The following is a 13,232-nucleotide window of genomic DNA, read 5'->3' as shown; positions in this document are numbered from 1 at the left end:
CACATCTGGACCGCACCCATACCGGCAGCCGATCGCTCAGCGCGAGCCGCAGCCGTTCCCACCTCCCGGGCGGGGCATCCTCCTCCCGCACCCCGGGTACGGCATCCTCCTCCCCCGCCCCGGGCGGGGCCACGACCTCCGGCGCGCCCCACCCCACGGTCGGTGCGGACTTGACGGGCGTCGCCGCGGAGGGGAAGAGTGCTTCTCCTCGTCGTCGTACGGCGGCACGGCTCGCCGCGACCGCATGTCTCCCGCGCGCCCGCCCTCGTACCCGCCCGGGAGGCGAACCCCGTCCGCCGACACGGGTCCGCCCGTCCGAACCGGGCCCACGGCCGGGACCGCTGGACGCACCCGCCCTCCTCACCGAGGACGTGGCCGCCGTCGTCGCGCTCCGTGCCGCCTCATCCGTACCTGTGGTGTCGCTTGCTGCGGTGTCTGTGTGAAGAGCCATGGACAGGACGGTAGGCACATCTGTCCGAACCCGCTGAGATGGATCAATTTCCGTGGATGAGCGCCCAGTTGTGGAAAAACCCGTCACTCACACGAGGGATCGCGCGGGTCAGCGGGGCGAGACCACGACGGCCAGCAGCCCGGGGCCCGTGTGCGCTCCAATCACCGCACCCACCTCGCTGACCTGCAACTCCGCAATGCCGGGCACCCGTTCCCGCAGCCGGTCGGCCAGGACGGCGGCCCGCTCGGGCGCGGAGAGATGGTGCACCGCGATGTCCACGTCGCCGGAACCCGCCCGCTCCACGGCGATCTCCTCGAGGCGGGCGATCGCCTTCGACGCCGTCCGCACCTTCTCGCGCAGCTCGATCCGACCCCCGTCGAGCTGGAGCAGCGGCTTCACCGCGAGCGCGGAGCCGAGCAGCGCCTGCGCGGCCCCGATCCGCCCGCCCCTGCGGAGGTAGTCCAGGGTGTCGACGTAGAAGAACGCGGAGGTTCCGGCCGCCCTCTTCTCCGCGGCGGCGACCGCCTCGTCGAGGGAGCCGCCCGCGTCCACGGCCTCGGCGGCCGCGAGCGCGCAGAAGCCGAGCGCCATCCCCACCATCCGGGTGTCGACCACCCGGACCGGTACGGGGGCGTCCTTGGCCGCCAGCACGGCGGCATCGTACGTACCGGAGAACTCGGCGGAGAGATGGAGCGAGACGACGCCCCGCGCGCCGGCCTCGGCGGCCGCGCGATAGGTCTCCGCGAAGACTTCGGGGCTCGGCCGTGAGGTGGTCACCGGCCGCCGTTTCTGGAGCGCCTGGGCCAGTGAGCGGGCCGAGATCTCGGTCCCCTCCTCAAGGGCCTGGTCGCCGATGACGACGGTGAGCGGGACCGCGGTGATGCTGTGCCGCTCCATCGCCTGGGGTGGCAGGTAGGCCGTGGAATCGGTGACGATCGCGACATGCCGGGACATGAGCGGGAGGTTACCTGCCGAGGCCGTCGCATGGCAGCCCGGCCCTCGTTCGGCGATCGTCCGCGCCGCCATCATCGGTGCCACGTCCGCCACGTCCGCCCCGCCCGCCCCACAGACACCCCAGACCATCCTCGGCCGCCCGGCCAGGCCGACCGGAGCCGCCAGGGCGGCCAACCGGGCCGCCGGGGCGGATCGGCGGTGTCAGTTGGTGGTCTCGGGCCGTGCCGACTTCTCCCACGGATAGGCGGCCTGGCGCGGATCGCGCGCCGTGATCGCCGGCGGCGGTTCCTGCTGCCCCTGCGCCTGGGCACCGGCGGCCTTCGTATCCGGGCGCGGGCCGGCCTCCGCCTCGGCGGGCCACACCTGCTCCCGCTCGGCTCCCGCGGCGGCGGCGCCGGCGGCGGGCCATGAGAAGTCGCCCGACGCGGGGCCCTGTGCGGCAGGCTCCGACCAGTGCCGCAGCGCGCCCGCCTCCATGTCGATCTGCTGGCTCAACGAGGACAGGTCGTCCTCCGCGAACTTCCGCGCCCGGTCCCTGGCCGCCCAGCGGAGCGAGTCCGCGGACTGCGTGATCTGCTCGGTCCGTGCCCGCAGGTCGGAGAGCTGTCCGGCCACGCGCGAGCGGTCCGGCTCCCGCTCCAGGCGCTTGAGGTCCTCGTCCAGCTCCTGGCCGTGGGCGCTCAGCCGGCGGAAGAGGTCGAGGGACTCCTTCAGCGAGGCGTCCTCGGCGACGCCCGCCTGCAGGGCGTCCTGGGTCGCGCGCATCGACGTGCGCAGCGAGAGCCGCAGCTGGGCCAGCTCACCGGCGACCCCGCCCTGGCCGTAGCTCTTGGCGCGCAGCGTCGTGTCCTCGACCGTGCGCCGGGCCTGGTTGATGGTGCGGTCGACCCCACGCTTGGCGGCCTTGACCACCTTCACGGTCGCGTAGACCCCCAGCGCCACGAAGGCGAAGAAGAGCAGCGCCATGATCACAATCGCGGCTTCCATGTCCGCCCCTCCGGCGTGGGTCGAGTTTCTTCGGTTGTCGTTCTTCCACGGTAAACGGAACGGGCAGGCCGAGGGTTCCATCGGAACCCTCAACCTGCCCGTAGGGGATGCCCCCTATACCTCCGTGGCCGCCGAGACCGGCGGCGACGTCAGGCAACCGTCAGGCAACGATGTTGACCAGCTTCGGGGCGCGCACGATCACCTTGCGGATCTCCGCGCCGCCCAGCGCCGCGACCACGTTCGCGTCGCCGAGCGCCAGCGCCTCCAGCTCCGCGTCCGTGATGGACGGGGAGACCTCCAGACGCGCCTTGACCTTGCCCTTGATCTGCACGACGCACGTCACGGTCTCGTCCACGACGTACGCGGGGTCGGCGACCGGGAAGTCCTGGTGGACGACCGAGTCGGTGCGGCCCAGCTTGCGCCACAGCTCCTCCGCGATGTGCGGGGCCAGCGGGGCGACCAGCAGCACCAGCCGCTCGGCGACCGAGCGGGAGACCGGGCCGCCCACCTTGGTCAGGTGGTTGTTCAGCTCGGTCACCTTGGCGATGGCGGTGTTGAAGCGCATGGCCGCCATGTCCTGCGACACTCCGTCGATCGCCTTGTGCAGGGCGCGCAGGGCGTCCTCGTCGGGCTCGGTGTCCACGACGGTGACCTCGCCCGTCGACTCGTCGACGATGTTGCGCCACAGGCGCTGCAGCAGCCGGTACTGGCCGACGACCGCGCGCGTGTCCCACGGGCGGGAGACGTCCAGCGGGCCCATCGCCATCTCGTACAGGCGCAGGGTGTCGGCACCGAACTCGGCGCAGATCTCGTCCGGGGTGACCGCGTTCTTCAGGGACTTGCCCATCTTGCCCAGGACGCGGCCGACCTTCTCGCCCTGGTACCAGTAGCCGCCGTCCCGCTCCTCGACCTCGGTCGCCGGCACGGCGATGCCGCGCGCGTCGCGGTAGACGAAGGCCTGGATCATGCCCTGGTTGTACAGCTTGTGGAACGGCTCGGCCGAGGAGACGTGGCCCAGGTCGAACAGCACCTTGGACCAGAACCGCGCGTACAGCAGGTGCAGTACGGCGTGCTCGGCACCGCCCACGTACAGGTCGACGCCGCCGGTGGGCATGCCTTCGCGCGGACCCATCCAGTACTGCTCGATCGCCGGGTCGACCAGCTTCTCGGAGTTGGTCGGGTCCAGGTAGCGCAGCTCGTACCAGCAGGAACCGGCCCAGTTGGGCATGGTGTTGGTCTCGCGGCGGTACTTCTTCGGGCCGTCGCCCAGGTCCAGGGTGACGTCGACCCAGTCCTCGTTGCGGGACAGCGGCGTCTCGGGCTGGGTGTCGGCGTCGTCCGGGTCGAAGGTGCGCGGCGAGTAGTCGTCGACCTCCGGCAGTTCCAGCGGCAGCATCGACTCGGGCAGCGCGTGTGCGACGCCGTCCTCGTCGTAGACGATCGGGAAGGGCTCGCCCCAGTAGCGCTGACGGCTGAACAGCCAGTCGCGCAGCCGGAAGTTGACGGTGCCCTCGCCGATGCCGCGGTCGGCCATCCAGGCGGTGATCTTCGCCTTGGCGTCGACGACGCCCAGGCCGTCCAGGGAGATCTCGTCGTTGGCGGAGTTGACCAGCTTCGCCTCGTACGAGGCGAAGGCGTCGTCCCACGTGGACGTGTCGGTGCCGCGGTCGTCGCTCGGCTCGACGACGCAGCGCATCGGCAGCTCGAAGGCGCGCGCGAAGGCGAAGTCGCGGGTGTCGTGGGCGGGGACGGCCATGATCGCGCCGGTGCCGTAGCCCATCAGGACGTAGTCGGCGATGAAGACCGGGACCTGCTCGCCGCTGACCGGGTTGGTCGCGTACGTGCCGGTGAAGACGCCGGTCTTGTCCTTGGCCTCGGCCTGCCGCTCGACGTCGGACTTGGAGGCGGCCTGCTTGCGGTACGCGGCGACGGCGTCGGCCGGGGTGGCGTGTCCGCCCGTCCACACGTCGTGGGTGCCGGCGGGCCAGGCGTCCGGGACGATCTTCTCGACCAGGTCGTGCTCCGGGGCCAGCACCATGTAGGTGGCGCCGAACAGGGTGTCCTGGCGGGTGGTGAAGACGGTGATGGCGCCGGCCTCGCCGACCTGGAAGTCGACGCGGGCGCCCTCGGAGCGGCCGATCCAGTTCCGCTGCTGCAGCTTGATGGCCTCGGGCCAGTCCAGCGCGTCCAGGTCGTCCAGCAGGCGGTCCGCGTAGGCGGTGATGCGCATGTTCCACTGGCGCAGCTTGGACTTGAAGACGGGGAAGTTGCCGCGCTCGGAACGGCCGTCGGCGGTGACCTCCTCGTTGGCCAGGACCGTGCCCAGACCAGGGCACCAGTTGACCGGCGCGTCGGAGGCGTACGCCAGGCGGTACTCGCCCAGGACGTCGGCGCGCTCGGCCGCGGTCAGCTCGCTCCACGCGCGCGTGGAGCCCGGAACGTCACGGGTGCCGTTCTCGAACTGCTCGACCAGCTCGGCGATCGGACGGGCCTTCTTGGCCTCGTCGTCGTACCAGGAGTTGTAGATCTGCAGGAAGATCCACTGGGTCCACTTGTAGTAGTCCGGGTCGATCGTGGCGAAGGACCGGCGCTTGTCGTGGCCCAGGCCCAGCCGGCGCAGCTGGACCTTCATGTTCTCCATGTTGGCCTCGGTGGACACGCGCGGGTGCGTGCCCGTCTGCACGGCGTACTGCTCGGCCGGCAGGCCGAAGGCGTCGAAGCCCAGGGTGTGCAGCACGTTGTGGCCGGTCATGCGCTGGTGACGGGCGAAGACATCCGTGGCGATGTAGCCCAGCGGGTGGCCGACGTGCAGACCCGCGCCCGAGGGGTACGGGAACATGTCCATGATGAACTTCTTGGGCCGGGCGGCGATCGCCGGATCGCCCGCCAGGTCACCGGTCGGGTTCGGCGCCTCGTAGGTGCCCTCGGCGTCCCAGAAATCCTGCCAGCGTGCCTCGATGTCGGCGGCCATGGCCGCCGTATAACGATGCGGGGCCGCCGTCTCGGCAGCCGAATTCATCTCGCTCATGATCCTTGAAGCTCCATCGATCGTCTCTGCCCACTGCCCGCGAACTGCACTGCCACGAAATGAAAAAACCCCTCGCACAGGAGGGGACGCCGCGCCGATTCCGACCGGATCTTTCATCCGTCGGGACTGATCAGCGCGGCTCGCTAAGCAGAAGGCGTACGGCACGCATGGCGCCAGGGTACCGCAGGGCCCGAGGGGGCCGCACCGACGTTCCAACCGGTGGCCGAACGACCTTCGGGTGGCTGCGGCGCCGTGAGCACCCACGCTTCCCGGCCGCCCGGGGCGCCCAGGTTACTCCGCGTATCGCCCCTATCCGGGGCAACCCCAAAGTCAGTAGGCCGTTGAGAGTCCCGTAAACACGCAAACCACCTACCGGCCGGTATGGGGCGACCTAACATGCGGCCCAACGGGACTGCTTATCCGCACCATTCGGAGTCGCCCCTATGAACCCTCATCGCAAGAAACGCTCCACCCCCGCCGAGCGAACCGGTATGAGCCGGCCGGTTCAGGGCGGGCTTTCGGTCGCGGCGCTCGTGATCATTCCGCTGCTCGCCGTCGGAGGCAGCGACAGCTTCCGGGCCGCGCTCGACTTCACCACCGGCGTGCTGTCGCTGGTGTCCCTCACCGCATCGGTCGCCTGGGGCCTGATCGCCACCGACCGACTGCTGCTCTCCCCACGCCACCGGTTGCTCGCCCAGGGCATCCACCGGGGCACCGCGGTCGCCTCTCTCGGCTTTCTGCTGCTGCACGCCACGGTCAAGGTGTCCCTCGGCCATGTCGCGCCGATCGGCGCCCTGATTCCCTTCGGCCTCGGCATCACGGGCACGTCGGCCCTCATCGGCTTCGGTTCGCTCGCCGGGCTGCTGATGGTCGTCGCCGCCTCCACGGGCGCCCTGCGCAGCACTCTGGCGGGCCGCAGCCGTTTCGCCGCCCGCTGGCGACCGCTGCACATGCTGGCGTACCCGGCCTGGTGCTTCGCCCTGGTCCACGGTCTGTACACCGGCCGGCCCGCCGCCACGTGGGTCGTCGTCATGTACTGCCTGGCCCTGACCTTCGTCGCCGCGACGGTCTCGCTCCGGATGCTCCCCGCTCAGACGCAGCGGGAGCTCGCCGAACGGTTCGTCGGGCTCCTGGCGTCGCTGGAAGGCCGCAGCAGGCCCGAGGCGGCCAACCGGGCGGCCGACCCGGCCGAGGGCCCCACCGGAGCCGAGAACGAGGGCGAGCGCGGCGGCTACGAGCCGCCGCCCACCATGTCCGCCGAGTGGCTGGACCGGCCCACCGGCCGCCCCTCCCTGCCGTCCTCGCCCGAGCCGCTCGCACCCCCCGTAGCGAGCAGCCGGCTGTACGAGTCCCCTCCCCCGCTCTACGAGTCCACCTCACCGCTCTACGAGACGCCTCCTCCGCTCTACGAGCCGACCTCACCGCTGTACGAGTCCCCTCCCTCGCTCTACGAGACGGCTCCCCCGATCCCGACCTCGGCCCCGACCGTCGGTCCCGGCACCTCCGCCGGCTTCTCGGCCGCCTACCGCGCGGTGTCCCGTGCCGCGCCGGCGTCCGATCCCACCCCGTACACCTCCGGCGACGCCCCGCTCGCCGAGCGCATACCCATGACCGAGGAGCTCCCCGTCGTCCCCGATCCCTCCCTCCGACCCGGCTTCTGGCCCACGCCCTCGCCCCCGATGCCGACCTACTCCAGCCCGCCCCCCGCGGGTGAGCCCTGGACCGCACCCGCAGGAGACCGCCCGTGAACGCCCCGCTCCCCGACGTCCCCGAGGTCCGCGTGGTCGGTCTGCCTCAGCTCACCCAGGGCTTCGACCTGGTGGAGCGGCTCGGTCTGGAGATGCATCTGAAGGTGCACGGGCCGCTGGATCCGATGAGCGGCGAACGGCTCGCCCAGCTCGCGGACGAGATATCCCTCCACGGGCGCGGTGGCGCCGGTTTTCCCTTCGGCCGCAAGCTGAGGGCGGTCGGCAAGGCGGCCATCCGCCGTGGGATACGTCCTGTGGTGGTGGTGAACGGCAGTGAGGGCGAGCCTGCCTGCCGGAAGGACACGGTGCTGCTCAACCGCGCCCCGCACCTGATTCTGGACGGGGCCCTGCTGGCGGCCGAGGCGCTCGGCGCCCGGACGCTGATCGTGGCCGTGACCCGTAACTCCACGGAGATCTCCATCCGCTCGGCACTCGCCGAACGGGGCCTCTCGGACCGCCGTGGACAGCCTCTACGCGCGCGTGTCGTCCGAACTCCCGAACGCATGGTCTCCGGGGAGGCATCGGCCGTGATCCGCGCGATCGGCGGTGGCCCGGCGCTGCCCCCCGGACGCCGGGAGCGCGCGGCCGAGTCCGGGGTGGGGGGAGCGCCCACGCTGCTCTCCAACGCCGAGACGTTCGCGCAGCTGGCCGTGGCCGCCCGGATCGGTCCGCGCCGCTACGGCCACACCGGTCTGGAAGCGGAGCCCGGCACGGTCATGCTGACGATCTCCGGGGCTGTCGCTCGCCCCATGGTGGTCGAGGTGCCGACGGGCGTCCCGCTGCGGTACGTGCTCCAGCTGGCCGGGGCCCCGCTGCTCCCCCAGGGCGTCCTCACGGGCGGGTACCACGGCAACTGGATCGACTCGATGGCGGTCGACAACGCGGTCGTCTCACGGGCATCCCTGTCGGCCGTCGGCGGCTCGCTCGGCGCCGGGGCGATCCTGCCGATCGGCCCCGAGACCTGCCCGATCGGCGAATCGCTAAGGGTCGCGAACTGGCTCGCCGCCGAGACCGCGGGCCAGTGCGGGCCGTGCCGGCTCGGTCTGCCCGCGGCCGCCGGTGGCCTCTCCGACGTGCTCAACGGCGGCGGTCCCGCCGCGCTGGAGGCGCTGCGGGAGGTCACCCAGGCCGTGAAGGGCCGCGGTGCGTGCAAGCACCCCGACGGCTCGGCCCGCTTCTTCGCCTCGACGCTCTCGGCCTTCACGGACGATCTCGCGGCCCACGTCCTCGACGGCGGCTGCGGTCGCCCGACCGTCGGGGTGCTGCCGCTCCCCGCCGCCGGCTACCAGGACGCGGAGGAGTCGATCCCGAGCGGCGAGAAGCTGGCCGTGGACTGGACGCTGTGCAAGGGACACGGGCTCTGCGCGGACATCGTCCCGGAGCTCATCAGACTGGGCCCGGACGGCTACCCGGCGCTCGCCGACGCCTCCGTGCCGATGCATCTCCGGGGACGGGCGCAGCGGGCCGTACGTCGCTGCCCCGCGCTGGCACTCCGGATCGAGCAGGGTCCCCAGGAGCGGCCGGCCCTGCCGCCGGGCGGCGGCCGTAAGGCACTGGGCAGCGGCCGGGGTTGACGCCCGGCCCTTTGAACACGAAGAAGCGGATCATCCGATTCGGATGATCCGCTTCTTCTTTCTGTGGAGCTAAGGAGAATTGAACTCCTGACCTCCTGCATGCCATGCAGGCGCTCTACCAACTGAGCTATAGCCCCTTACTGTCCGCCCCGTTCCGGGTTTCCCCCGCGGCGACAGACAGAACATTAACCGGCCCCCCTGGGGATCACCAAATCGATTTCCCTGGTGGTCCGAGCGTGACGGGTAAGGTCCCCCTCTGTGACCGTGTCCGTGCTCGCCAGAACCCGTGCCGACCGGTGGCCCCTCGCCACCGCCGCGGCAGCCTGTCTCGTGTCGTTCATAGCCTTCTGGGTGGCCCAACGGGTCGCCCACGTGAACATGCTCGACGTGATGGTCTACCGGGCGGAGGGGGAGACCGTCCGGGCCGGCGGCGACCTCTACGCGATGCGCGCCACCTCGGCGAACCTCGCCATGACCTATCCGCCCTTCGCGGGGCTGCTGTTCGTCCCCTTGACGTTCGTCGGTGTTCCGCTGATGCGGACGCTCGCGACGGCCGGGAACCTGCTGCTCGTGGTCGCGCTGGTCCAGCTCTCCCTCCAGCTCGTCCGCCCTTCCCTCTCCCGGGAGCGGCTCTGGCGCGCCACGTTCCTGGTGGCGGCGGTCGTGGTCTGGTGCGAGCCGGTGTGGACGACGCTGCGGTACGGGCAGATCAATCTGCTCGTCGCGGTGGCGGTGCTGTGGGACTTCACACGCCGTGAGGGCAACCGCTGGGCGGGCCTCGGCATCGGTCTCGCGACTGCGGTGAAGCTCACACCCGGCCTGTTCGTCGTGTTCCTGCTGGCCGCCGGCCTGCTCCTGTGGCGGCGCGAGAAGGGCTGGAACCAGTGGCTGCGCACGGCGGCCACGGCGACCGCGGTGTTCCTCGGGGCGACCCTGATGAGCGCGCTCATCCTGCCGTACGACTCCAAGCGCTTCTGGACCGGGACACTCTTCGAGACCGGCCGGGTCGGCTTCGCCGAGGAGACCGCGAACCAGTCGCTGCGCGGGGTTCTCGCGCGGCTGATGCACACCGACGACCCGGGCATGTGGTGGGCGTTGGTCGCGGCCGTGCTCGGTTGTGCAGCCATGGTCCTCGCGGTGCGGGCCGCCCTGCGCGGGGACAAGGCCCTGGCCGTGATCGTCTGTGCGGTGACGGCGCTGATGATCAGCCCGATCTCCTGGTCCCACCACTGGGTGTGGTGCGTCCCGCTGCTCGTCGTGCTGGTGGACCGCCGCGACCGCGTGCGGCCCGGGTGGGCGGTGGCCGCGGTGGCCCTGGCCTTCGCGTCGTTCGCGCTGTGGTGGGTGCCTCACGACCCGGGGCGTCCGGAACTCGACCAGAACCCGGGTCAGATGCTGCTCTCGGCGATCTATCCGCTGACCGCGACCGCCCTGTTCCTGGGGTACGGCCTCACCCGGTGGCGTCAGGCCGTGGCGAAGGAGTAGAAGCGTTTGAGGGTGCAGTGCTCGTCGAGCAGCCGTCCGTAGATCGGCTCCCCCTCGAGCTCGCGGTAGGTCTCGATCGGGTCGCCCTTTATGATCAGCGCCCGCGCGCACTCCTCGCACCAGTACTGGTACTCGGTGTTGACCGGGTCCATGTCCCGGACAATGGGCGTACCGCTGCCGCACCAGTCGCACTTCCGCCTGTGTGCACCCATCAATCAGCTCCAGCTGTGGCCGCAGGACGTGCACACAAAGGACACTCCGCCGTTGTCGCCGAGCACTTGGACAACCCGGGCGGAACCGCACGAGGGGCAGTCGAGCGAGGCTCCTGCCCCCTGGACCGCGGCGCGGTCCTCGACGGGCTCGGCGACGGCATCGGTCTCGGCACCCTCGGCACCGCTCGCGGCCATCGCACACTCCCTCCCGTCCGGACCCTCGTTCCCCTCCGGCCGTCCGATTCTGCCATGGCCCCGCAAGAGGGTCAGCGAGCTCTGTGCGCCAGGGCGGCCGACGCGCCCAAGATCGATGCGGCGGCCAGCGCGAGGGCGCACGCCCACAGCGCGTCCGCGGAGTCATGCGCCCCCGGCGTATGCAGTCGGGCAAGGAAGAGTGTGCCGAAGCTCGCGACACCGATCAGCTGGCCGAGCTGGGTGACGGTGGCGAGCAGACCACTGGCGTCGGCGGCCTCCTCGGGTCGTACGCGGGACAGCGCGCCGGTCAGGGCCGGGCTGAAGGCCAGCGCGAGCCCCACGCCCATGGCGGCGAGTGCCGGGTAGAGCCCCCAGCCGCCCGCGTCGCCGTCCCTGAGAAGGCCACCCATGGTCGCCGCGGCGATCGCGGCCAGCAGGAAGCCGCCCGGGATCAGGAAGCGCTGAAGGCGCGCGGGCCAGCGTCGCCAGGTCAGGCCGACCACGCCGAAGAACGCGGCGGCCGGCGCGAAGGTCAGCCCGGCGCGCAGGGCGCTGTGCCCGAGCCCTCCCTGCAGATGCAGGGTGATGGTGAAGAGGAAGCCGGCGTTGACGGCCATCGCCACGGCGATCTGGAACGCGGCCCGCCCGATGCCGGGGATGCGCAGGACTCGCGGGGCGATGAGCGGAGCGCCGCCCCGGCGCGCGAGCCGGGACTCGTACGTGCCGAAAGCCATGAAGACCGCCGCGGAGCACGCGAGCGAGATCCAGGCCCACGCCGGCCAGTCCTGCTCCTGCCCGAGGACGAGAGGGACCGTGAGCAGCGAGACGGCGACGGCGAGCAGGACGAGTCCGGGCAGGTCGAGGGAGCGGTCGCGTTCGGGCTCGGTGAGCGCGTCACGCGGCAGCACTCGGGCGCCCAGGGCCAGCAGGACCAGACCGATGGGCACGTTGACGAGGAAGACCGGCCGCCAGCTGCTGCCGAACAGGTCCGCGCTGACGAGGATGCCGCCGACGACCTGGCCGGCCGCGGCGCCGGTGGCGAGCACCGCGGAGTACGCGCCGAGTGCGCGGACGCGGCCCTCCCCGGTGAAGTTCCGTTGGATGAGGCTCAGCACCTGAGGGATCATCAGGGCCGCGCCGGCACCCTGGACGAGCCGGAAGGCGATGAGCGGGCCCGTTCCCGCGGCCAGCCCGCAGGCGAGCGAGGCCGCCGTGAAGACGGCGAGTCCGACGAGGTACGTCCGCCGGTGTCCGAGCCGGTCGCCGAGCCGTGCGCCGGTGATCAGCAGGACCGCGTAGGCGATGGTGTATCCGGCGATGACGAGCTGAAGTCCCGCCCCGGAGGCGGACAGTTCGGTGCGGATGGTGGGGGCGGCGACATTGACGATGAAGACGTCGAGCAGTGCCATGAACTGGGCCGCGAGCACCACTCCGAGGAGCAGACCGGGCCGGTTGTCGGTGCCACCGTCTTTACTGAGTACGGGCCGTGTTGTGGTCGTCGTCATACGAGGCAGCGTGACGAGGATTCGATACGGGTAACGAGAGCCCGCCGATGCTGGTACTGACAACACCTGGCAACGGCGGCAAGGGGACTCGACCATGGGGGTGTGACGACTTTGGCAGCACCGACACAGCGGCGCCGCCGACCGGAGCTGGCGGCGTTCCTGCGCAGCCGCCGGGCGCGGGTGACTCCGGAGGACGTGGGCATGCCGCCCGGCCTGCGCCGCCGTACGCCCGGGCTGCGCCGCGAGGAGGTCGCCCAGCTCTCCGGCGTAGGCGTCACCTGGTACACCTGGCTGGAGCAGGGCCGGCCGATCAACGCCTCCGCCCAGGTGCTCGACGCGGTCGCCCGCACGCTGCGGCTGGACCGGCCCGAGCGCGAGCACCTGTACCACCTGGCGGAGGTGCCGTTCGCGCCGGACCGGGGCGCCGAGGCCGTCGAGACGGTCGGTCCCGAGCTCCAGGGGATTCTGGACGCGCTGGTCCCACGTCCGGCGGTGGTCTACAACAGCCGGTACGACGTGCTGGCGACCAACTCGATGTACCGGACGCTGTTCTCGGATCCTCAGAGCACCCCCTTCGGATTCCGCAACGTGCTGTGGACGCTCTTCACGATGGACGAGGACCGCTGTCCGCTCGTCGACAAGGATCGGGAGCTTCCGCTGATGGTCGCCCAGATGCGGGGCGCGTACGGCCGGCACGTGGGCGAGCCGGCCTGGGAGTCGTTCGTGCGGCGGCTCTCGGAGGCCAGCCCCCGGTTCTCCCGGCTGTGGCGGAGCGGCGATGTCGTACCGCCGGGAAGCCACATCAAGACCTTCCGTCACGACACCGTGGGAGAGCTGCGGATGACGTCGCTGTCGCTCTCCATCAACGGGATGCCGGAGTGCCGAATAGTGACCTACACGCCGAACGACGAGGAGAGCAGTCGCGCGATGGCGACGCTGCACGCCGACGGGGTGGACGAGTGGCAGTGACGGAAACGACGAATCCCGCCCCCTGGTGGGGACGGGATTCGGTGACTGTGGAGCTAAGGAGAATTGAACTCCTGACCTCCTGCATGCCATGCAGGCGCTCTACCAACTGAGCTATAGCCCCTCG

10 protein-coding genes and 2 tRNA genes are annotated in these 13,232 nt (G+C 71.2%); 4 read left to right on the top strand and 8 right to left on the bottom strand.

Features of this window, described 5'->3' with window-relative positions:
• Positions 1 to 559 precede the first annotated feature (559 nt).
• From ACFC0D_RS11750 to leuS, 3 genes are all read right to left on the bottom strand, one after another.
• Entirely contained in the window at positions 560 to 1,405 is an 846-nt protein-coding gene (locus ACFC0D_RS11750) for a DegV family protein (RefSeq protein ID WP_376433690.1), read from the bottom strand.
• A gap of 201 nt (positions 1,406 to 1,606) precedes the next feature.
• Positions 1,607 to 2,392, bottom strand: coding sequence for a hypothetical protein (locus tag ACFC0D_RS11745; RefSeq protein ID WP_376433688.1), 786 nt, complete (start codon positions 2,390 to 2,392; stop codon positions 1,607 to 1,609).
• A gap of 160 nt (positions 2,393 to 2,552) precedes the next feature.
• Positions 2,553 to 5,420, bottom strand: coding sequence for a leucine--tRNA ligase (leuS, locus tag ACFC0D_RS11740; protein WP_376433686.1), 2,868 nt, complete (start codon positions 5,418 to 5,420; stop codon positions 2,553 to 2,555).
• A 491-nt stretch (positions 5,421 to 5,911) separates the two neighbouring features.
• Between leuS and ACFC0D_RS11735 the strand changes: the two genes are divergently transcribed.
• Both ACFC0D_RS11735 and ACFC0D_RS11730 read left to right on the top strand, forming a co-directional pair.
• Complete coding sequence (locus ACFC0D_RS11735) at positions 5,912 to 7,168, top strand: hypothetical protein (RefSeq protein WP_376433684.1); 1,257 nt, start codon at positions 5,912 to 5,914, stop codon at positions 7,166 to 7,168.
• The gene (locus ACFC0D_RS11730) at positions 7,165 to 8,742 is read left to right on the top strand and encodes an NADH-ubiquinone oxidoreductase-F iron-sulfur binding region domain-containing protein (protein ID WP_376433682.1); all 1,578 of its coding nucleotides are present in this window, start codon (positions 7,165 to 7,167) and stop codon (positions 8,740 to 8,742) included. Before ACFC0D_RS11735 ends, ACFC0D_RS11730 begins: the two co-directional genes overlap by 4 nt.
• A 64-nt stretch (positions 8,743 to 8,806) precedes the next feature.
• Here the strand turns inward: ACFC0D_RS11730 and ACFC0D_RS11725 are convergent.
• A tRNA-Ala gene (locus tag ACFC0D_RS11725) sits at positions 8,807 to 8,879 on the bottom strand.
• Positions 8,880 to 9,000: 121 nt separating this feature from the next.
• On the opposite strand from ACFC0D_RS11725, the gene ACFC0D_RS11720 reads away from it, so the two are divergent.
• A complete protein-coding gene (locus ACFC0D_RS11720; protein WP_376433680.1) occupies positions 9,001 to 10,227 on the top strand; it encodes a glycosyltransferase 87 family protein in 1,227 nt (408 codons plus the stop codon).
• Here the strand turns inward: ACFC0D_RS11720 and ACFC0D_RS11715 are convergent.
• The 3 genes from ACFC0D_RS11715 to ACFC0D_RS11705 form a co-directional block, all read right to left on the bottom strand.
• A complete protein-coding gene (locus ACFC0D_RS11715; RefSeq protein ID WP_137989347.1) occupies positions 10,206 to 10,439 on the bottom strand; it encodes a hypothetical protein in 234 nt (77 codons plus the stop codon). The genes ACFC0D_RS11720 and ACFC0D_RS11715 overlap by 22 nt on opposite strands.
• 3 nt (positions 10,440 to 10,442) lie before the next feature.
• Positions 10,443 to 10,634, bottom strand: a complete 192-nt coding sequence (locus tag ACFC0D_RS11710) for a hypothetical protein (RefSeq protein WP_376433677.1) — start codon at positions 10,632 to 10,634, stop codon at positions 10,443 to 10,445.
• Between the two features lie 71 nt (positions 10,635 to 10,705).
• The gene (locus tag ACFC0D_RS11705; RefSeq protein WP_376433675.1) at positions 10,706 to 12,139 is read right to left on the bottom strand and encodes an MFS transporter; all 1,434 of its coding nucleotides are present in this window, start codon (positions 12,137 to 12,139) and stop codon (positions 10,706 to 10,708) included.
• Between the two features lie 102 nt (positions 12,140 to 12,241).
• Between ACFC0D_RS11705 and ACFC0D_RS11700 the strand changes: the two genes are divergently transcribed.
• Positions 12,242 to 13,108, top strand: a complete 867-nt coding sequence (locus ACFC0D_RS11700; RefSeq protein WP_376433673.1) for a helix-turn-helix transcriptional regulator — start codon at positions 12,242 to 12,244, stop codon at positions 13,106 to 13,108.
• A 48-nt stretch (positions 13,109 to 13,156) separates the two neighbouring features.
• Here ACFC0D_RS11700 and ACFC0D_RS11695 read toward each other — a convergent pair.
• Positions 13,157 to 13,229 (bottom strand) — tRNA-Ala (locus ACFC0D_RS11695).
• Positions 13,230 to 13,232: the final 3 nt, after the last annotated feature.

Source organism: Streptomyces sp. NPDC056222, assembly GCF_042264065.1.
In the GTDB taxonomy this organism is placed as follows: Bacteria; Actinomycetota; Actinomycetes; order Streptomycetales; family Streptomycetaceae; genus Streptomyces.
Note: the sequence above shows the minus strand (reverse complement) of the source record. Positions and strands in the feature narration are given on the sequence as shown.

Coding starts and splice junctions, on each gene's coding strand:
- leuS (WP_376433686.1), bottom strand. CDS start 5,420: ATGAGCGAGATGAATTCGGCTGCCGAGACGGCGGCCCCGCATCGTTAT.
- ACFC0D_RS11735 (WP_376433684.1), top strand. CDS start 5,912: ATGAGCCGGCCGGTTCAGGGCGGGCTTTCGGTCGCGGCGCTCGTGATC.
- ACFC0D_RS11710 (WP_376433677.1), bottom strand. CDS start 10,634: ATGGCCGCGAGCGGTGCCGAGGGTGCCGAGACCGATGCCGTCGCCGAG.
- ACFC0D_RS11745 (WP_376433688.1), bottom strand. CDS start 2,392: ATGGAAGCCGCGATTGTGATCATGGCGCTGCTCTTCTTCGCCTTCGTG.
- ACFC0D_RS11750 (WP_376433690.1), bottom strand. CDS start 1,405: ATGTCCCGGCATGTCGCGATCGTCACCGATTCCACGGCCTACCTGCCA.
- ACFC0D_RS11705 (WP_376433675.1), bottom strand. CDS start 12,139: ATGACGACGACCACAACACGGCCCGTACTCAGTAAAGACGGTGGCACC.
- ACFC0D_RS11715 (WP_137989347.1), bottom strand. CDS start 10,439: ATGGGTGCACACAGGCGGAAGTGCGACTGGTGCGGCAGCGGTACGCCC.